This window comes from Bacillus sp. FSL W7-1034 (assembly GCF_038593365.1).
In the GTDB taxonomy this organism is placed as follows: domain Bacteria; phylum Bacillota; class Bacilli; order Bacillales; family Bacillaceae; genus Bacillus; species Bacillus altitudinis.
The window spans coordinates 916,423-935,656 of sequence record NZ_CP151989.1; the positions used below are offsets into that span (position 1 = coordinate 916,423).

18 protein-coding genes and 1 tRNA gene are annotated in these 19,234 nt (G+C 40.1%); 14 read left to right on the forward strand and 5 right to left on the reverse strand.

What is annotated here, in order from left to right; translation table 11 throughout:
* The first annotated feature begins 102 nt into the window (after window positions 1–102).
* Window positions 103–176: transfer RNA gene (locus NST73_RS04625), tRNA-Gly, on the forward strand.
* 96 nt (window positions 177–272) lie between these two features.
* On the opposite strand, the gene NST73_RS04630 is transcribed toward NST73_RS04625, so the two are convergent.
* Window positions 273–869, reverse strand: coding sequence for a hypothetical protein (locus NST73_RS04630; protein ID WP_326242509.1), 597 nt, complete (start codon window positions 867–869; stop codon window positions 273–275).
* Between the two features lie 83 nt (window positions 870–952).
* Between NST73_RS04630 and queG the strand changes: the two genes are divergently transcribed.
* The 9 genes from queG (at window position 953) to NST73_RS04675 (ending at window position 10,793) form a co-directional block, all read left to right on the forward strand.
* Window positions 953–2,101, forward strand: coding sequence for a tRNA epoxyqueuosine(34) reductase QueG (gene queG / locus NST73_RS04635; protein ID WP_026050065.1), 1,149 nt, complete (start codon window positions 953–955; stop codon window positions 2,099–2,101).
* Window positions 2,102–2,162: 61 nt separating this feature from the next.
* Entirely contained in the window at window positions 2,163–3,065 is a 903-nt protein-coding gene (locus NST73_RS04640; RefSeq protein ID WP_008349082.1) for an amidase domain-containing protein, read from the forward strand.
* Window positions 3,066–3,108: 43 nt separating this feature from the next.
* Window positions 3,109–3,582, forward strand: a complete 474-nt coding sequence (gene trmL / locus NST73_RS04645; RefSeq protein ID WP_003211950.1) for a tRNA (uridine(34)/cytosine(34)/5-carboxymethylaminomethyluridine(34)-2'-O)-methyltransferase TrmL — start codon at window positions 3,109–3,111, stop codon at window positions 3,580–3,582.
* Between the two features lie 442 nt (window positions 3,583–4,024).
* Window positions 4,025–5,920, forward strand: a complete 1,896-nt coding sequence (locus tag NST73_RS04650; protein ID WP_017360374.1) for a PrkA family serine protein kinase — start codon at window positions 4,025–4,027, stop codon at window positions 5,918–5,920.
* A 140-nt stretch (window positions 5,921–6,060) separates the two neighbouring features.
* Window positions 6,061–7,224: a sporulation protein YhbH gene (yhbH, locus tag NST73_RS04655; RefSeq protein ID WP_041507549.1), complete on the forward strand. Its 1,164-nt coding sequence runs from the start codon at window positions 6,061–6,063 to the stop codon at window positions 7,222–7,224.
* Window positions 7,225–7,586: 362 nt separating this feature from the next.
* Window positions 7,587–8,219 carry an HlyD family efflux transporter periplasmic adaptor subunit gene (locus tag NST73_RS04660; protein WP_007497037.1) on the forward strand — a complete coding sequence of 211 codons (633 nt, stop codon included), beginning with the start codon at window positions 7,587–7,589 and terminating at the stop codon, window positions 8,217–8,219.
* 39 nt (window positions 8,220–8,258) lie between these two features.
* Window positions 8,259–9,878, forward strand: coding sequence for a DHA2 family efflux MFS transporter permease subunit (locus tag NST73_RS04665; protein ID WP_144678978.1), 1,620 nt, complete (start codon window positions 8,259–8,261; stop codon window positions 9,876–9,878).
* A gap of 17 nt (window positions 9,879–9,895) precedes the next feature.
* A complete protein-coding gene (locus NST73_RS04670) occupies window positions 9,896–10,420 on the forward strand; it encodes a flavodoxin family protein (protein ID WP_041507547.1) in 525 nt (174 codons plus the stop codon).
* A 13-nt stretch (window positions 10,421–10,433) separates the two neighbouring features.
* Window positions 10,434–10,793: a hypothetical protein gene (locus tag NST73_RS04675; RefSeq protein WP_144678977.1), complete on the forward strand. Its 360-nt coding sequence runs from the start codon at window positions 10,434–10,436 to the stop codon at window positions 10,791–10,793.
* Between the two features lie 114 nt (window positions 10,794–10,907).
* Here NST73_RS04675 and cspB read toward each other — a convergent pair whose 3' ends face one another.
* Both cspB and NST73_RS04685 read right to left on the reverse strand, forming a co-directional pair.
* Complete coding sequence (cspB, locus tag NST73_RS04680) at window positions 10,908–11,108, reverse strand: cold shock-like protein CspB (RefSeq protein ID WP_008349061.1); 201 nt, start codon at window positions 11,106–11,108, stop codon at window positions 10,908–10,910.
* Window positions 11,109–11,319: 211 nt separating this feature from the next.
* The gene (locus NST73_RS04685; protein ID WP_045034824.1) at window positions 11,320–12,411 is read right to left on the reverse strand and encodes a diguanylate cyclase; all 1,092 of its coding nucleotides are present in this window, start codon (window positions 12,409–12,411) and stop codon (window positions 11,320–11,322) included.
* Between the two features lie 94 nt (window positions 12,412–12,505).
* On the opposite strand from NST73_RS04685, the gene NST73_RS04690 reads away from it, so the two are divergent.
* Window positions 12,506–12,886, forward strand: coding sequence for a hypothetical protein (locus tag NST73_RS04690; RefSeq protein ID WP_342499417.1), 381 nt, complete (start codon window positions 12,506–12,508; stop codon window positions 12,884–12,886).
* Window positions 12,887–12,922: 36 nt separating this feature from the next.
* Here the strand turns inward: NST73_RS04690 and NST73_RS04695 are convergent, their stop codons facing one another.
* Entirely contained in the window at window positions 12,923–13,339 is a 417-nt protein-coding gene (locus tag NST73_RS04695) for a hypothetical protein (protein WP_045034826.1), read from the reverse strand.
* A gap of 153 nt (window positions 13,340–13,492) precedes the next feature.
* On the opposite strand from NST73_RS04695, the gene NST73_RS04700 reads away from it, so the two are divergent.
* Together NST73_RS04700 and NST73_RS04705 are read left to right on the forward strand one after the other, a co-directional pair.
* Window positions 13,493–13,999, forward strand: coding sequence for a YhcN/YlaJ family sporulation lipoprotein (locus NST73_RS04700; protein WP_008349054.1), 507 nt, complete (start codon window positions 13,493–13,495; stop codon window positions 13,997–13,999).
* A gap of 156 nt (window positions 14,000–14,155) precedes the next feature.
* Window positions 14,156–15,031 (forward strand): hypothetical protein, encoded by an 876-nt coding sequence (locus NST73_RS04705; protein ID WP_342499418.1) that lies wholly within the window; start codon window positions 14,156–14,158, stop codon window positions 15,029–15,031.
* Between the two features lie 29 nt (window positions 15,032–15,060).
* Here the strand turns inward: NST73_RS04705 and NST73_RS04710 are convergent, their stop codons facing one another.
* Window positions 15,061–15,705: a spore coat protein gene (locus NST73_RS04710; protein ID WP_342499419.1), complete on the reverse strand. Its 645-nt coding sequence runs from the start codon at window positions 15,703–15,705 to the stop codon at window positions 15,061–15,063.
* 144 nt (window positions 15,706–15,849) lie between these two features.
* Between NST73_RS04710 and NST73_RS04715 the strand changes: the two genes are divergently transcribed.
* On the forward strand, window positions 15,850–19,212 hold the full coding sequence (locus NST73_RS04715; protein ID WP_342499420.1) for a CheR family methyltransferase: 3,363 nt from the start codon (window positions 15,850–15,852) through the stop codon (window positions 19,210–19,212).
* Window positions 19,213–19,234: the final 22 nt, after the last annotated feature.

Below are 19,234 nucleotides of genomic sequence, written 5' to 3' on the forward strand. Positions count from 1 at the left end.
GAAATTTTTTGACGAAAAATCTTCATATTCTCTTGACGAATTGTTAAGAAAGTTGTAACATAATAAAAGTCAACGCAATGATGTTGTCTTTAAAAGATTGATGCGGGTGTAGTTTAGTGGTAAAACCTCAGCCTTCCAAGCTGATGTCGTGAGTTCGATTCTCATCACCCGCTCCAATACATAATTTTGTTTATAACGCAGTATTTCGTTTCATAGATAAACGAAGTGTTGCGTTTTTTATTATGTCAGTATAATGTAAAAAGCACTGTCACCTACAGTGCTTTTTCAATGAGTTCATATTTACTTTCTCCACCATGTATTTGTATAAACATCTTCGTCAAGGATTGTATAAGTGCCTCACTCTTTTCCCGGGAAATAGATGGTGGGAAGAGAATGATTTGAAGAATGCTTTTTGTGTCTTGAGAAATTTGAGCTTTACTTGCTTGAGAAAATAACCCTTTAAGCTCTGCGCCATCCTGCCATTCAATATGACCAGTTTCATTTTTGGATAATGAAAGAGGCCCTTTCAATTGATCGGCATCTAATGTAAGGATAGGCAAGAAATATTTTAATGAAAAAAATATCGACAAATCCTGTACGGAATTGGTCGAGTCAATAAATTGTTCTTTTTGAATATCAGCAAGAAGCGGAAGAAAGGGGACACCTTCTAGAAGATTCGTCCATTCTTTGATCGCTGGTACTTCTTCCAAAGTTTGATCTTCATATTCAAAAAACAAAGATTCTTGAAACAGTCGCAGTCGGCCTTTTAACATTTGAGGGGATTTTTCTATCTCAATATGTGAATATTCAATCTGTCCAACATGGATAGACGGGCTTTGAGGTTGGGAGATTTCCATTTGTATCTTCACAGTGACTCACTCCAATCGGTCATGATACACTCGTATTATACTGAAAACAACTGAAGAAACAAAGAAAGGAGGTTTGCAAGGTGATTCATGTTGGACAATTAAAAGAAGAGTTAATTCAATATGCGAATGAAATTGGTGTCGATAAAATTCGATTTGCAAGTGCTGATACATTTGATTCATTAAAGGACCGCCTCATCTTACATGAATCGTTAGGGTATTTGTCCGGTTTTGAAGAGCCTGATATCGAAAAACGAACAAATCCTGCTTTGCTGCTTCCAAAAGCAAAATCAATTGTCGCCATTGCGCTCGCATACCCTTCCAAAATGAAAGATGCTCCCCGAAGTACAAAGGATGCAAGAAGAGGGATTTTTTGCAGGGCTTCATGGGGAACTGATTATCATGTTGTGCTGAAAAAAAAGCTCGACATGCTTGAAGAATTTTTGCGCAGTAAACACGAAGATATTCGGACAAAATCAATGGTGGACACAGGTGAATTGTCTGACCGTGCTGTAGCCGAACGTGCTGGCATTGGCTTTAGTGCAAAGAACTGTATGATTATCACACCAGAGTTCGGATCTTATGTCTATTTGGCTGAGATGATTACAAATGTTCCATTTGAACCGGATGAGAAAATAGAAGACCAGTGCGGAACTTGTAATAAATGTGTGGATTCATGCCCAACGGGTGCTCTTGTGAATCCAGGCCAGCTCAATTCTCAAAGGTGTATTTCGTTTTTAACACAGACAAAAGGGTTTTTACCTGACGAATTTCGCTCGAAAATAGGGAATCGGTTGTATGGATGTGATACGTGCCAAACGGTTTGCCCAATTAATAAAGGGAAAGACTTTCATCTACATCCTGAAATGGAGCCGGACCCTGAAATTGCAAAGCCGCTCTTAAAGCCACTGCTGACAATCAGCAATCGTGAATTTAAAGAGAAGTATGGTCATGTTTCTGGATCATGGCGAGGGAAAAAGCCAATTCAGCGGAATGCCATTTTGGCACTTGCTCACTTTAAAGATACATCTGCTTTGCCAGATTTGGTTGACCTGATGCATAAAGATCCAAGACCAGTCATTCGAGGCACGGCTGCTTGGGCAATCGGTAAAATTGGCGATGGTCAGCAGCTTTCAGAACTCGAAAAAGCCCTTGAGCGGGAAAGTGATGAAGAAGCAAAACAAGAGATCATCAAAGGGATTGAATTGTTACAAACACCTTTAAATACTAAATAACCTCCCATTGAACATAGAATGAACCAAACAGAGATGTTAAAAAAAGTTTGGTGGTGTCTGTGTGAAACAATTATTAGAACAAACGTTAGAAGACAGACTGGCATATTTATTAAATGGCAGTACGATCAAACAGCCGCAGCTGATGTCTGATGTGGACGCTGTGGAGAGAAAGAAAGAGCTGTTTGCAAGAAGACAAGTTGAGATTGTCAAGGCGAAAGCAAAAGCAAAACTTCTCGATTCAGCTATTCAAGATGATGGAGCTCAGCAAGTACAATATCTCGCGCACCTCACTTATGTCTGTAAGGATATAGACGATTCTTTTTATTTAGAGGAACAGGTTGAGAAAAGAGAAGCGTTTCTTTATAACGACATGCTTGTGAAAGATCGGATGATGTTAGAAGAACGACAAAAGGAAGATCAGGTGGATGAGCGCTTCCAAAATGAAGACCAATTTGGAAGAGCTTTTCACTATGACCGGCGTGCAGCTGTTCAATATGCTGAGACGTATTGGAATAAACGGAATCCAGCCTATAAAAATTTCGAAGATAACTGTACGAATTTTATTTCACAATGTCTAAAAGCAGGGAATGCGCCAACGAGAGGATATCCGAACCGTGGATCTGGCTGGTGGGTTCGTCCACATACGTGGAGCTACAGCTGGACGGTGGCACATTCGATGAAAAATTATTTAGCGAATTCCAAAGCGGGGTTGAGAGCGAAGAAGCTCAAGGAGCCGCAGGAGCTTCAAATAGGTGATGTTATTTGTTACGATTTTGAAGGTGACGGTAGGTATAATCATACAACCATTGTCGTTGATCATGATAAAGGCGGAATGCCTCTTGTGAATGCACAAACGTATGACAGCCGTATGCGTTACTGGTCGTATGAAGATTCAACGGCTTATACACCTAGTATTCGTTATACGTTTTTTCACATTTTGGACGATGCTCCGAAGGATAGTTAATGGTATAATGTTGAGCGGAAAAGAAAATTAGAGGTGAACTTTTTTGGGACTTCATGTCGTTTTATATCAACCAGAAATTCCAGCTAATACTGGAAATATTGCGCGAACATGTGCAGCAACAAATACAACACTTCATCTGATTCGTCCGCTTGGTTTTTCGACAGATGATAAAATGCTGAAGCGTGCAGGACTCGATTATTGGAAATATGCCAATGTCGTCTATCATGATTCATTAGATGAATTGTTTGAGGCTCATCCGAAGGGGCAATTTTTCTATATCACAAAGTTTGGCCAAAAGCCGCATACAACGTTCGATTACTCGCAGCTAGATGAAGACTACTTCTTCGTATTTGGCAGAGAAACGAGTGGATTGCCAAAAGATTTGATTGAACGGAATATGGATCGCTGTCTACGTTTACCAATGACAGAGCATGTTCGTTCACTGAACCTATCGAATACGGCAGCGATTCTTGTGTATGAGGCGCTTCGCCAGCAGCAATACCGAGATTTGATATAAGAACATGATAAAAGCCGAGATCCCATCTCGCTTTCAGTGAATATGTAAGTGCTGAAAATATGAACGAAATGAAAAAGGATGTTCCGCTGATGGAACATCCTTTTTTTCATTTACCAGGCTTGCCTTCGTAGCCAGCTGTGAAAATGGATACTAAAAACGTAATGATGACGCCCATCATAATGACCGTTCTCATATAAGCTCCCCCTTATCCCTTTGTTCCTTCGCTGCCGGTTTCATATGTTGTGAAGTTCGCCTTGAAAAGCAGGAGATGAAGATCATTTTTCTCCTGTTTTTCCTTTATTATGAAGGGTCTTGCGGATGGTTGTCAATTCAGTTTGCCAATTCGTCATTTTGAAGAACGAAAGCATGTAATAGGACGCCTCCGCATAGATTGTAAAACAGTATCTGATTTCTAGCTTCAATCTTGAAAGAGGAGGTTCATATGGATATTTTAAAGAAAATTGAACAGCACAGAGAAGAAGAGCAGCGACTGAAATGGGAAGGCACATTCAGCGAATATTTAGATATTATTAAAGAAAATCCACTTGTCGCTCAATCTGCTCATTCTCGCGTTTATCATATGATTAAGGACAGCGGGATTGAAGAGGAGAATGGGGTCAGAACCTACAAATTTTTTGATCAGGAGCTTTTTGGTTTAGAGGAATCATTGGAAAGGCTAGTGGAAGAGTATTTTCACCCTGCGGCTAAACGTTTAGATGTCAGAAAGCGTATTTTATTGTTAATGGGTCCAGTCAGCGGCGGGAAATCGACGCTTGTCACAAGGCTGAAAAGAGGGCTTGAAGAGTATTCACTAACAGATCATGGCGCAGTCTATGCGATTAAAGGCTGCCCAATGCATGAAGATCCGCTTCATCTCATTCCGCAAAATTTGCGGGAGGATTTTTATAGAGAATATGGCATACGTGTGCAGGGGAATTTATCACCTTTGAACTTGATGAGGCTCGAAGAGGAATATGGTGGCCGCATTGAGGATGTGAGAGTGGAACGAATTTTTTTCTCAGAGGACAAACGGACCGGCATTGGTACCTTCAGCCCGTCGGATCCGAAATCTCAGGACATTGCTGACTTAACAGGAAGTATTGATTTTTCAACGATTGCTGAATTTGGTTCAGAGTCAGACCCGCGTGCGTACCGGTTTGATGGAGAGCTCAATAAAGCGAACCGTGGAATGATGGAATTTCAGGAGATGTTAAAGTGTGATGAGAAATTTCTATGGCATCTTCTTTCATTAACGCAGGAGGGAAATTTTAAGGCGGGGCGTTTTGCGTTGATTAGTGCGGATGAATTGATTGTTGCACATACGAATGAAACGGAGTATCGATCATTTATTTCGAATAAAAAGAACGAGGCTTTACACTCAAGAATTATTGTGATGCCGATCCCTTATAATTTAAAGGTGACAGAGGAAGAACGCATTTATCATAAGATGATTTCAGAAAGTGATGTCTCAGATGTTCATATTGCACCGCACACGCTAAAGGTGGCTGCGATGTTCTCTATTTTGACAAGACTGAAAGAGCCGAAGCGGTCTGATATCGATTTGGTGAAAAAAATGCGACTGTATGATGGGGAAAGTGTCGAAGGTTTCCAATCTGTTGATATTGATGAGATGAAAAAGGAATTTCATGACGAAGGAATGAGCGGAATTGACCCGAGATATGTCATTAACCGCATTTCATCCACTATTATTCGAAAGAACATGGAATCCATCAATGCACTGGATGTCCTCCGTTCCTTAAAAGAAGGACTCGATCAGCATCCATCGATCTCAAGTGAAGATCGGGAACGTTATTTGAATTTTATTTCTGTCGCACGAAAAGAGTATGACGATATGGCGAAGAAGGAAGTTCAAAAGGCATTTGTGTATTCGTATGAGGAGTCTGCGAAAACTCTCATGGATAATTACTTAGATAATGTTGAGGCGTACTGCAATAAAAACAAACTGCGTGATCCGTTAACAGGTGAAGAAATGAATCCTGATGAAAAGCTCATGCGTTCAATTGAGGAACAGATCGGCATTTCTGAAAACGCCAAAAAGGCATTCAGAGAAGAAATCCTTATTCGGATTTCAGCTTATGCGAGAAAGGGCAAACGCTTTGATTATAATTCTCACGAGAGATTACGAGAAGCTATTCAGAAGAAGCTCTTTGCCGATTTGAAAGATGTCGTGAAAATTACGACATCGACGAAAACGCCGGATGAGCAACAGTTGAAAAAGGTCAATGAAGTAGTGGCGCGATTGATTGATGAGCATGGCTATAATTCTACAAGTGCAAATGAACTCTTAAAATATGTAGGCAGTCTTCTGAATCGTTAATAAATGAAGGAGGCATTATTGGCGCAAACTAGCACCGGTAATGTCTTTTTTAAAAATCATCGTCATTTCGACGACGGCCAGCATACGATAATGGAATCGATGGGTACAAGAATTGTCCAAAAAGGTGAGGAGGGGGATGGATGTCCCGGCAAGAAAAAAGTCAGTTTATTGTGTCTCAGGAAGACTGGTCCCTCCATCGAAAAGGCTTTGATGACCAGCAGCGTCATCAGAAAAAAGTCAAAGAGGCGATTAAAAACAATTTGCCGGATCTTGTCACAGAGGAAAGCATCATCATGTCTAATGGCAAAGATGTGGTCAAAATTCCGATCCGTTCTTTAGATGAATATAAAATTCGGTACAACTATGATAAGAATAAGCATGTAGGTCAGGGGGATGGAGAGAGCCAGGTTGGCGATGTGGTCGCTCGGGATGGATCTGACAGTAAGCAAGGGCAGGGAAAAGGTCAAGGTGCTGGAGATCAAGCCGGTGATGATTATTACGAAGCAGAAGTCTCATTAATGGATTTAGAGGAAGCGCTATTTCGTGAGCTGGAGCTACCAAATCTTAAACAAAAGGAACTTGATGATATCGTTGTCGAGGAAATTGAGTTTAATGATATTCGCAAAACGGGGTTAACCGGTAATATTCATAAAAAACGAACCATGCTGTCAGCATTTAAACGAAATGCCATGACAGGAAGCCCTTCCTTTTATCCTATTTATCCAGAGGATATTAAGTATAAGACGTGGAATGAAGTCACCAAACCAGAATCAAAAGCGGTTGTCCTAGCGATGATGGATACGAGCGGAAGTATGGGGCTTTGGGAAAAATATATGGCGAGAAGCTTTTTCTTTTGGATGACACGTTTCTTGCGGACAAAGTATGAGACAGTCGAGATCGAATTCATTGCCCACCATACAGAGGCGAAGGTCGTAGACGAGGAGCACTTCTTTTCTCGGGGAGAGAGCGGGGGAACCATTTGTTCTTCTGTCTATCGAAAGGCACTAGAGCTCATAGACGAACGATATCCTCCGTCACGATATAATATTTATCCTTTCCATTTTTCTGATGGTGACAATTTGACCTCAGATAATGCACGGTGCGTGAAGCTCGTTTCTGAAATTATGAAAAAAGCCAATTTATTTTGTTATGGTGAAGTGAATCAATATAATCGGCATTCTACGTTAATGTCAGCATATAAACATATTCAGGATGAGAAATTTAAGCATTATATTTTGAAGCAAAAATCAGACGTTTTTCTCGCATTAAAAAAATTTTTTCAGCAGGAAGAAGTTCTTTCTTAAAGAGAACATTCAAAAAAACCTTTCAGCATAAGGGCTGAAAGGTTTTTTGTGTGGAGAAGGAAGGGATCACCAGAAAAAAAGTAAAACTTTCTCTTTGACATTTCAATTTTCATTTATTAATATTTAATCTTGTTAAATATAAGTTTTTCAAAAAAGATGCCGATTGTCTTTTCTTCTTTTTCTGCTTTTTGCTCATAAGTGAACAATAAGTATAAATGGGCTGCACACCATTTTCAGCGGAGTAGAAAAAGGGGAAACAGGCAGCTCTATGAGCTTGTTTCATAATCTGTCAGATGATGGGCATTCTAAGTTTGCTAAAGCAGATGACACTATATTTTTATACATGAAAGGAGAAACAAAACATGAACAGAGGGCGTTTATTGCTAACGAATATTATTGGCCTTATTGTGATTCTTGCCATTATTGCCGGAGGTGCTTATTACTACTACGAAAGCACAAACTTCGTAAAAACAGATGAAGCAAAAGTGACAGGTGACATGTACCAAATTACAGCGCCAGCAGCTGGACAAATCAAAGGCTGGGACATCAATGAAGGTGACGAAGTGCAAAAAGACAGCACAGTTGCAAAAGTTGAAGGAGAAGCAAAAACAAACATTAAAGCAGTGGCTGATGGCACATTAGTCAAAAAAGAAGTACAAAACAACCAACAAGTGCAGCCTGGGACAGTTCTTGGTGAAACGATTGACCTAAGCAAGCTTTACATTACAGCGAATATTAAAGAAACAGACATTAAGAACATTGAAAAAGGTGACAAAGTGGACATCGTTGTAGACGGCGATCCTGATACAACATTTGAAGGAACAGTTGAACAAATTGGTTATGCAACAAACTCAACATTCAATATGCTGCCAGCAACAAACTCAAGTGGTAACTACACGAAAGTGACACAAAAAGTAGCAGTGAAAATCTCAATTAAAAATCCATCTGACAAAGTACTTCCAGGTATGAATGCTTCTGTCAAAATTTCATCTTAATGATGACTGATATCAAAAAATGAAAGGAGGTTGTCTGAGATGGCAAATCAACCTGCAGCGACAAAACAGGGAGCAGGCTCCTTGTCTTTACTGATCATTTTAATGGCCGGTTTGTTCGTAGCGATTTTAAACCAAACGCTTTTGAACGTAGCCATGCCCCATTTAATGACTGAATTTAATGTGAGTGCGACGACAATTCAGTGGCTTACAACAGGTTACATGCTTGTCAACGGTGTGCTCATTCCGTTATCTGCGTTTTTAATCACACGTTTTGGCCAGCGCAGCTTATTCCTCGTGGCGATGATTTCATTTACACTAGGGACTTTTATTTGCGGTATTGCGCCAAACTTTTCTACGATGCTGATTGGTCGTTTGATTCAGGCAGTCGGTGGCGGTATCTTACAGCCGCTCGTCATGACAACAATCCTTTTTATTTTCCCTCCAGAAAACAGAGGGAAAGGAATGGGGATTTTTGGTCTTGCGATGATGTTTGCGCCAGCTGTCGGACCAACGTTATCTGGTTATATTATTGAACACTATTCATGGCGTATTATGTTTTATGGACTTGTACCAATCGGTGCGATTGTCATTATCGCGGCTTTCTTTATGTTTAGAAATATTGTAGAGCCTAAAAAAATCAAGCTGGACACTCTTGGGGCGATTCTGTCGATCGTTGGTTTTGCTTCGCTTCTATACGGAGTGAGTGAAGCGGGAAGTGATGGTTGGACAGATCCAATCGTTTTATCTACGATTATCATTGGTGCGATTGCGATCATTCTCTTTATTTTCCAACAGCTAAAAGCGGATAATCCGATGCTTGATTTCCGCGTGTTTAAATACAGCATTTTCTCATTATCAAGTGTTATTAACATTATTATTACCGTTGCCTTATACACTGGGATGTTCTTACTACCGATCTACTTGCAGAACCTCGTTGGGTTTACTGCACTGCAATCGGGGCTATTAATGCTTCCAGGGGCACTTGCGATGCTCATTATGTCCCCAATTTCAGGGATCTTGTTTGATAAATTTGGACCTCGTCCACTTGCCATTGTGGGGATGCTGATTACGGTTGTCACCACATACGAGTTTACAAGGCTGACGATTGATACATCTTATAGTCACATTGTGCTCATGTATGCAGTACGTGCTTTTGGTATGTCACTCTTAATGATGCCAGTCATGACTGCTGGGATGAACCAATTACCGCAACATTTAAACAGTCATGGTACAGCGATGTCAAACACACTGAGACAAATCAGTGGTTCGATCGGTACGAGTTTGATCACGACAATTTATACAAATCGCACGACATTCCATTATTCCAATATGGCAGATCAAACGAATACAGCTGATCCGTTCTTTATGAATTCATTCCAGGCGGCTGTCTCTAATGTGATGCACCATATGGGCATGACAGCAGAAGCTGCTCAAAAATATGTGTCGACCCAGCTCTTTACGAAAGCACAAGTTGATTCCAATGTGATGGGCATCAATGATGCTTACATGTGGGTGACATTATTCTGTGCAGCTGGTGTGATTCTCAGCTTGTTCCTGCGAGATGTACGTAAGGATAAAAAGCGAAAAGAAAAGCAGGATAAGAAACAAGAAATGACATTGCTTCCAGCACCTAAGGAAGCAAACCAAGATGCAAGATAAGTGTGGAGGGACCGTACATGAAAATTTATGTCGTATACGATAGTGAAGGTGACCATACAAAAGCACTTGCAGAAGCGATTGCAGCTGGCGCAGGTGAAACAGAGCACGCTGAAGTGTTCATTGATCATGTGAAAGATGCGGATATCCGCAAGCTTGATCAAATGGATGCAATCATTTGGGGCTGCCCTGGTCACTTTGGTACCATTAGTTCTGGATTAAAGACATGGATTGACCGTCTTGGGTATTTATGGGCAGAAGGAAAACTCATCGATAAAGTCGGTGCCGTTTTCTGTACCACTGCCACAACACACGGCGGTTTAGAAATGACGATGCATAATTTGATTACGCCGATGTTCCATCAAGGGATGCTTGTGGTCGGCCTTCCTGGAAATGTTCCAGAAAATGCGTTATACGGCTCTTATTATGGAGCAGGTGTGACGTGCCCGATTGATTCTGATGAAGTGATTTCTTCAGAAGGCATTGAGCTGGGGAAAGCATTAGGAAGACGTGTAGCATCAGTCACTGCGTCATTTAAGCGATAAGGAGAGGGTTCTTTTGGCGACGATTATTGTAGCGTTAGTAGCTGCTGTTCTAGTCATTATCGGATTAGTAGCGTTCAATGTCAGACACGCTTCGGCCGAGAAGGAAGAGATCAAAGAAGATGTATCGAATCATCCTGACGTGCCGCATAGCGAGCCAGAAGTTGCGGCGAGACCTGTAGAGCCTGAAGTGGAAGAAAAAGCGTCAGAGCCTTCTCAGACAGATGATGCTCCGTCAGGTGATGATTTCTATAGACAGGCGCTTCAAAAGTTTAAGCAGCCAGAACCACCTGTCAAAGAAAGAGAACCAGAGACGAAAATGAATGATGATATGTATCGTTCTGCTTTACAGAAACTAAAGCAGAAGGACAAATAAAAAGAGAACCTCTCGTCAGGTTCTCTTTTTTTATTGCACAAAAAAACCGCTGGCATAAAAGCCGAGCGGTTTTCCTTCACTCTATAAAGTGCTAAAAGAGCAGATGCTCTTAAATTACGCTTTGTTAACGTTAGCAGCTTGTGGTCCACGGTTACCTTCAACGATTTCGAAAGAAACTGATTGACCTTCTTCTAAAGTTTTGAAGCCTTCGCCTTGGATAGCAGAGAAGTGAACGAATACATCGTCTTGACCTTCTACTTCGATGAATCCGAAACCTTTTTCAGAGTTGAACCATTTTACTTTACCTTCTAACATGAAATTTCCTCCTAAAGCGATCTTAACGCTTAAATTCACTATTCTTGCTCTTACACAAACTTCAAAGACGAAAACTCTTTCAAAACTTTCTTCTTAAAGATGATACGAACAAAAATAATTACCTTTACTTTACCAGTGTTTGCGGGAAAAAACAACTGTTATACGAAAACTTTTTTAAAAATAATTAGCGCTAACAAATTGAGGAAAAAGCCTATGTTAAGTGTTCTCTTTTTCGTCCAGAAAAGCTCACTTGGTTTCTGCCCGACTGCTTCGCTTTATAGAGCTCCTGGTCTGCAATAATCGGTAATTGTTTCATGTTTTCACTTGTTCCTGCATCATAAGCACATCCAATTGACACCGTAATGTGAATCGATGTTCCGTTTTGTAAATAAATTGGCTGATCCGCCATTTTTTTTCGTAAACGTTCCGCAATTTGCCATGTTTTTTCAACGGAACAATTCGGTAAAAGCACAGCAAATTCTTCACCGCCGATTCGCCCAATATAATCAGAGCTTCTTGTGTTCTTAATTAGCCTTGTTCCGATTTCTTTTAAAACGATATCTCCCTCATGATGTCCATACTGATCATTGATGGTTTTGAAATAATCGATGTCTAGATAAATCAAGGACATTTGATGGATAGGTTGCTTTAAGTTCAGAGAAAAAGCATCACTTAATATCTCATCGAATTTCCGTTTATTTAAAACACCAGTTAAAAAGTCATAATGAGCTTGGAATTTATACAAATTTAACATCTGATACGCTTTTGTTTGATGCTCAATGACATAAAAGTTAAATAAACCGGCAATATACGAGAATATCCAATAGGCAGTATGCAGTTCAAATGATCTTTCATTGACGATGATGATAAATAAAATCGTCGCTATGACGTTGCTCATGGTAATAGATAACAGCATTTTTACGACGTGATTGATATGACGCTCAGCAATTAAAAAAGAAGCTGTGGCGATAAATATCATGGAAAAAATATTAATGAAAGAAGCGACATTGGCTTCGATTAATAATCGGCCAATAATGATCACACAGGCTGCAATGAACGTTTGTGCAATGCCTCCATAAAATGCCGTTAAAATAAGGGGGATATGTCTTAAATCGATGATGGCTGGTCCTGCTTTAATAGAGAAAAACATTAAGAGGACACCGAGTAACCCAGAGATCATTCCTTTATAAATTTGTCTGAGCAGGGTGTCTTCCTTTTTTAAAAAATTCTCTTTAAACACAAGCATCAATAAATAATGGAAAGTGACAAGAATTGTTAAATTAATAAAGAGGTCTCTTAGCAAAATAAAATCACCTTTTTAAAATTACTAAAATTTGTTGCAAAAGAAAAGGGGAAACAAGATAATTAATAAAAATTTCACTTATGAGGGGTTTAAAATGAGGAGAAAACAATTTCCAGATCGAACGGACTGGCTTTCTTTTTTTGAAACGTGGCCTGATGAAGGATTTGAACGAGATATGCCCATTGAATATCAAGATCTAACGTTTCGGTTTGAGAATGAGGAAGAGCGATTTGTGGTGACGATGTCTCTTGGAGTACAAGAATTTTCTTTGAAGGCTGTTCGAAAAAAGGAGGCATTCGTTTTAGGAGTATATGCCTTTAAAACTGTGCGACATGTAGAAATAAAAAAGGATCGGCAGCATGAAAAAGAGCTGTTGATACTATTAGATGGTGTGGAACGGTTTGTTATCACGATCGAAATCACCTTCTTGCCTTCCTTCTGCATCATGGTGAAAGAGCATTTTTCAGGAGAATAAACAGGAGCCTTTCTGAAAAAAAGGCTCCTGTTTTAGTTATTTGTGCTCGATGTCATTGAGTACTTGCTGAATAGATTCATCATCCATTACATTCATGACACTTTCATCAATGTGAAGAGACTGGGCGTAAGACTCTCTCGGCGGCTGATGAGTTTGGTATGTTTTTGATGATGTTTGATGCTGGCTTGTTTCATTAGGCTGGACAGCGGTGAATGCTTGCTTGATCATTTGTCCTACTTCAGCTGTGCCTTTTGAGTCTTTACGTGAATGTGAATGGGACTCATGACGAGATGACTCATGATGGTGTTGATCTTTGCCTTTCATCGTTGAGGACAAATTCATTTGAGTCATGCTGCTTAGTCTTCTCCGTAATAGTGGTGAAAATAATGCAATGATGGCTGTTGATGCTGCGATCATTGCACCAGTACTCATACCTTTTCTCTTTTTAAACAAACGAATCCCTCCATTTGATCGTGATGATACTTCTTCATCATGTTTAGGATGACCAATCAAGGCTGATTTATGAATTCATTGCTGAAATAGAGGATGCGTGCATAAAAAGTCTGCTGGATGAAAAACCTATGAGCAAAAGGAGGGAATAAATTGATGAATAAGAAATGGATGCTATCTTTATTACTCGTTCCAACATTGATCACTGCTGGGTGTGGAATGAACAACCAAGGCGATGAACGAAGAGGAACAATGAAACGACAGTACGAAAATGTCACATATAAGAACGACAACATGAGACAGGATCAACCAAATGTGCAAACACCTCAGAAGGTGAAAGTGGCAGATAAGGCATCAGAGCTTGTTGCCAACATGTCTGAAGTGAAAACAGCGAACGTACTTGTCACAGGGAAAAATGCATTTGTTGCTGTCGTGCTTGAAGGCAATAAAAGCGGAGATGTAACAGACGATTTGAAAAAGAAAATTTCTGACAAAGTCAAATCGACGGATCAACAAATTGATAATGTGTATGTATCTGCTAATCCAGACTTTGTCGATCGTATGGCAGGGTACGGAAAACGTATTAGAAGTGGAGAGCCAATTTCAGGATTCTTCGACGAGTTTACTGAAACGGTTCGACGTGTCTTCCCTGAATCAAAATAGCTACGACAAAAGCCGTATGTCATATGCGGCTTTTTTGTTTGGAACCGCACCTTGCGCACCTGACTGCATAAAGTAAAAAATATATCACCTCTTGTTGATCTTTGTTTTTTCATAGAAAGAGAAAGAGGTTGCAGGATGAATTCAGGTGGGGAGTAAATGAAAGCAAAACCGTCATTAATTCATAAAAAACTTGTAAGCGGAATGATTGCAGCAGGTTTGATTTTTTATGCGTTCACTGCGTACTTGATTTATGTAGGATTCCAGCTGGCAGAGCAATATCTAGAGCAGCATTCTTCGCCTAAAACGGTCTTAACGGAAGGACTCAATAAGCAAGTCTATGAACATATTCGAATCTACTATGCAAAGGATGAGGGCGCCTTTGTCGATTTGACCATAGAAGCGCTGGAACAGGCAAAGAAGAGAACGATGTCAGTGTTTCAGTATGAAGCTGACAAACCGTTAGATATCATTTATTTTGATGATAAAGAGACGATTGAGCAATTTGCCGGTATTAAGCATATTACAGGTTTTTATTCTGATGTTGATCATATGATTGGATTATACCCAGATAAACGGGAAGAATTGTTGAAGAAAGAGACACTGCCTTTATACTTTTTCAACACGTTATTCATTCATGAGTATGCCCATTTCGTTTTCTATGAAAAGGTGCATGCATACAATGTATCTCCAGTCGTCTTTCCCCTTTGGTTCCATGAAGGAACAGCAGAATGGACGGCCTATGATGTGCTGAACGCCACGTCTGAACGGTTTGACGTCATTCCTTTTAAATCTCTTTATTCTGATCAAGACTGGCAAGAATCTCGCACGACGTATGAGACAGATGTTTATTTACAAAGCTACTATATGATCTATGAGCTTGTGCAGCTTTATGGACGAGATGTCATACATGAGATCATGGAGGAAACGGCGAAAACTAGTCGTTTTGATAGTGGGTTTGAACAAGCGACAGGACAACGTCTCACAGATTTTGAAGAGCAATTTAAACTGAATTATCAAAGAAAAAACGGCTGACCTGTAAATAGGTCGGCCGTTGTTTTTGGTTAATGAAGCGGTTTTTGCTGGTTGGCTTTGCTTGGCGGCATCTGCACTTGTCCCTGCATAGGGGCAAATGTAGACGTCATCGCCTGCATATCTTGAGCTGTAAGCTGCGGAACTTGATAATAGCTATGTTTGTTTTGATATAAGAAAATTTCATACGCCATTTCAATAAAGTTCGGGATTTGCGCTGCAAGCACACGTCGCACCACAGGGTTTGTGACCTCTAATGCAGTCATTGAGAGTAATCCAGCATGAGATTTCACGAGACCAAGCATATGCCCTGTAATTCCCGCATCTTTTACATCCTGTAATGATTGATTTGGCTTCTTAGGCTGAGATGGTTTTATTCCGTATGTCACCTGTGTCTGTTCTTTCATCATATAAGTAGATGTTTCTTCACTAGGCTTTTGACCAGTAGAAAAGCAATCTACCATGACGTTGTACTGGGACAATACAAATTGATATTGTCGATCTAACATGTCGGATAATGCGGGATCTTGGATAAATTGTCGAAAGATCATGTATTGATCCAAAATATTAATGGTCCCTGCTAATACCTCATGTAAATCAAATAACTCATGCCCGCCATGATTGAATTGGGACTGCTGGACATGTCCTTGAACGTTTGGTTGCTGATCGTTTTGCATAAAGAATCCTCCTTCTGTTTATACAGTCTGTTTTAATGTGAGGAAGTTTTCCTCCTTTCATGCAAAAAACATTATTTACAATTAGAGGGTTTTCTTCCTTTTTGTCGAAAAAATGTATCAGACGAATGAACATGGGGGTACCAGATGCAGGACAAAATCATTAATCGTTTGATAGAAGACGAACATGTGCAGGCACCAGTGATTGGCATCGGTGTTTCGCCGTTTGAACAGCATCATCTTGAGGCTTTTTTTCAATCATTTCCGCATGAATTAAATGCCTCTTTTATTGTTGTGCAAAATCATGTGACAGGCGATTGTGTAACTGATTTGGAAGCACTTGTTTTACCAATTGGCTACCGGGCAAAGCCGATTAAGCATGGTGAGAAAGTCATGAAAAATACGATTTATGTTTGTCCGCAGCATGCAGCTGTGACATTGACAGAAGACAAACGGCTACACATAACAGAGCAGCATCCTACGAACAAGGCGTGTGCTGTAAATTCGTTGTTTCAGTCACTTGCCAATGTGCAAAAGGAAGAGGCCTATGCGATCTTTTTTCAAAAAGGCTATTGTGTAGGAAGTGGTTTGCTTCAAATCGTTGAGCAAGGCGGTACAGCCATATCGTGCAGTGAGACAAATAGTGGGTTTGATCGTATGTATCATCAAACATTTCAAGACCCTTCTGCACTTGCGTCATATATAGCCAACATCATCAACGTTCCGCATACAGATGTTGCAGACCCTGTTTTGATCAGAATCATTGAACGTCTTGAAATGCATAAAGGAATTGCATTTTCAACCTATGAGAAGCGCAGACTGCTCTCTGTCATTCAAAAAAGAATGAGGAGTGCGAACCAATCGATCTCCTTATTGTCCGAGTACGATCGTTTATTAGAGAGAGAACCAGATGAGCTTGATCGTCTGCATGTACAGCTTTTAAGCGGCACGACTTCCTTTTTTAGAGATATGGAAGCCTTTCGAGTATGTGAACATCACATCATTCCGTCGATCATTGATAATACATTGAAAAATGGGAAATCTCGATGCCGCATTTGGATTGCAGGATGTTCTACAGGTGAAGAAGCCTATTCTTTTGCGATGTTATTTTTAGAAGAAATGAAACGAAGACAAGTGTCCATTGAACTTCAAGTGTTTGCAACAGACATCAACCGGAAAGCCATCCAAAGTGCAAGCAAAGGTGTTTATTCGCTTGAGTCTATGGCACGAATGCCAGAAAAATGGAGGGCACGATATTTCGAAAAAAAAGGTGACGCTTTTATTGTGAAGCAGTCGCTTAGAAAACATATAGTCTTTGCTCCTCACAATTTATTGATCGATTCACCTTTTATCCACCTCGATTTTATCAGTTGCCGAAATGTTCTGATGTACTTCCAGCCAGAAGTACAAAAACGAGTCTTATCTCGATTCCAATATGCACTAAAGGATCAAGGGATGTTGATATTAGGACCGAATGAAAAGGTACCCAATATCCCTCGTTTATTTCATTTGTTAAATGAAAAGTGGAACATTTACACCCACTCAAACGTTCCTAAATACAATGCAGGTCATACGGAGTTAAAAGAACGAGCTGTTCAATATATGAAAGAATTAGAGCAGGAGTATGATGCATGTTTCATCATAGACGATTGTGAGAAAATCCTCGCGATATCAAACGGTGCCTATTCTTTCTTAGCGCATGCAGAAGTCTCAGATGAATTATGTGAATATGTAACCCCTCATTATATGAAAGAGATACTAAGTCAAAGCTTTCAAAAGGTATGGACTGAAGAGACTGAGGTTGTCTTTCAACATGTCCTCATTTCGGAAAATGGAAGAAAGCAGTATGCTGATTTCACAGTGAAACATTTTGATCGCCGTTTTAAAGGAGTATACGTCATTCTCATTCGGATGAGTGAGAGAGGAAAAAATCAAAAGAACGGCAGGGACAAAGGGATGTCAGAGCAGAATTCGGTTTATCAACAGCGAATTGTCGATTTAGAAAATGAGCTCAATGAGGTCAAACAAAAGGAGCAAGAAGCAAGGGCTCAATTAAAAGAAAAAAACAAGCAAATAGAAGTGCGCGAGAAAACAAACGAGCATTTTATTAATATTATAAACAATTTAAAGGTGACAAGAGAAGAACTGTACCGGCCGTCTGTGAAGCCAGAACTTGCCACGTTGTTTGTGGACCGGGAAATGAATATTCGCTATCACACTCCTACAGCTACCTCTTTATTCACTTCAGCTCAAACCCGGCACCAGCAAACGTTTCAGTCGATGGTGAAGAAGTTATCGAAGGAAATGCTCTATCATGATATTCAATCTGTCATTTCAGATAGGCGAGTGATCGAACGTGAAATTGAAACGAACGAAGGAGAACAATTCACGGTTCATATGACGCCTTTCTATGATCAAGATCGCGAGGGAGCAGTGATGACCTGGATCAAAATGACCGAAATGACGAAATTGAAGCAGGCTCTTCATCTTGCGGTGACAGCACTTGATAACAGCCATATTCATATTGTGGTTGCAACTGGAGAAGGTGTCATTCAGTGTGTCAACCAGCGCTTTTGTCAGTTTGTACAACAGCATGAATATGACTTGATCGGAAAAGATATTTTTTCTGTCTATTATGCGTTGTGTCAATGTGATGATCTAGCGAAACAATGGGACGTGTGTTTAAGAGAGGGCAGCTGGACAGGTGAGCTGTATTTTCAGGACTTATCAGGGCGTGAGCGATGGGAAAGAGTCTCTTTACACCGAATCGATGACCCTGACAAAATGCAGTCTACTGTCATGCGGATTTCAGAGGATATTACAAGTCAAAAACAGTCTGAGAAAATGCTGATGAAGTCTGAAATGCTGTCAGCAGTTGGACAGCTTGCAGCTGGTATTGCCCATGAGATACGTAACCCACTTACGTCGTTAAAAGGCTTTTTACAGCTAATGATTCAAAGTAAAAAGTATCAGAAGGATTATGCCGATGTGATGATGTCAGAGTTTAATCGGCTTGAGTCTATTATTAACGAATTCCTTGTGCTCTCTAGAAGTAAATCTGTTAAATTTGAACCGGTGAATGTAAATCTTCTGCTCGAAGAAGTCATTATGGTCGTTGAATCTCAGGCGGTCTTAAAAGGAGTGTCGATTCAAAAGAATCTGGCGCCCTCACTGCCACATATTCAAGGCATTCCAAATGAACTAAAACAAGTGTTCCTTAACATTCTTAAAAACGGAATTGAAGCGATGGATGGAGTAACAGGTGTGATCCAAGTGACTTCATTATTGAAAAACGACCAAATGATGCTGATATTTGAAGACCAAGGAAAGGGCATACCAGAAGAGGAGATTGGGAAATTAGGTGAACCTTTTTACACAACGAAAGAAAAAGGCACGGGTCTTGGATTAATGATGACCATTAAGATTATTGAAAGCCATGGCGGTACCATTCGTTTTGAGAGCAAAAGCTTTGAAGGGACACGTGTGATTATTACGTTTCCAAGTAATTGAGATCAGCTTTACATGAAATCCA